At 55.3% G+C, this 559-nt stretch carries 1 protein-coding gene and 1 pseudogene; both read right to left on the bottom strand.

What is annotated here, in order from left to right; all coding sequences use genetic code 11:
• Positions 1-187: pseudogene (locus tag H8K47_RS18855) on the bottom strand (IS66 family transposase); the annotation flags it as partial.
• Positions 188-257: 70 nt separating this feature from the next.
• A partial coding sequence (gene tnpB / locus H8K47_RS18850; protein WP_186882730.1) for an IS66 family insertion sequence element accessory protein TnpB occupies positions 258-559 on the bottom strand: 302 nt, incomplete at its 5' end.

Raw genomic sequence — 559 nt, 5'->3', positions numbered from 1 at the left:
GTTCACGCTGCTGTTCGCCGGTATAGGCTTCGCTGGTGGCGGCAAACTTCTGCCGTTTCAGGATGGCCAGTTCGTGGGTCAACTTATCAATCAGCGTTTGCCGGAACCGTCCTTCGGCCTGTAGCCGAATGGCCAATTCGCGGATCTGGTCCGGGTTGAGATCAGTGATGTCGACAGTTAAATCCATGTCTGGCAATGTGCCAGACAAAAGCCTGCTTCAGCAAGGACGTTTACATAGGTTTACATCTTCGTGCTACTCACACAACGGTGATCTGGTGATTGTGCATGAGTGTCTGCCACGGCAAGCCGGTCACCAGCGCCTGTAGCTGCTCGGTGTTGAGCGCGACCGGCAAATGGCCACTATCAGTCCAGGTAAAGCTTCCCTTGTTCAGGCGCCGGCTCGCCAACCAGATACCGAACCCGTCATAGACCAGGACTTTGATACGCGTCGAACGCTTGTTGGTAAACAGGTAGGCATGATGCGGCCGCGCTGCACCGAATACCTGAACTACCCTCGCCAGTGCAGTATCCATACCGACGCGCATATCAATCGGTTCGG

Source organism: Cognatundibacterium rugosum (assembly GCF_014284365.1).
GTDB classification, from domain to species: Bacteria; Pseudomonadota; Gammaproteobacteria; order Burkholderiales; family Burkholderiaceae_D; genus Undibacterium; species Undibacterium rugosum.
The sequence above is the reverse complement of the archived record's forward strand: the minus strand, read 5'-3'. Positions and strand labels throughout refer to the sequence as shown.